The following is a 233-nucleotide window of genomic DNA, read 5'->3' on the forward strand; positions in this document are numbered from 1 at the left end:
TCCTGGCCCTGACGCTCACCGATTTTAGTGGCCGCCATCATTACCAGCGGAACGGTATCCATCGGTTTACCTTTGGCGTTCACGAACTGATCGTCCACCGCAATCACTTTCATGTCGTAACCGCGCGCTTTCGCGGCAATCGCTGACCCCAGTTTTGGATCCGGCGTACAGATAACGAAACCTTTCGCGCCGCTGGCCGCCAGGCTATCAATGGCGTTCAGCGTTTTCTCACC

At 56.2% G+C, this 233-nt stretch carries 1 pseudogene; it reads right to left on the reverse strand.

The features are described 5' to 3' along the window. Positions 1 to 233 (reverse strand): annotated as a pseudogene (locus RTW80_RS30955) (arabinose ABC transporter substrate-binding protein); the annotation flags it as partial.

The organism is Escherichia sp. AM3, assembly GCF_032029835.1.
Taxonomy (GTDB): Bacteria; Pseudomonadota; Gammaproteobacteria; order Enterobacterales; family Enterobacteriaceae; genus Escherichia; species Escherichia coli.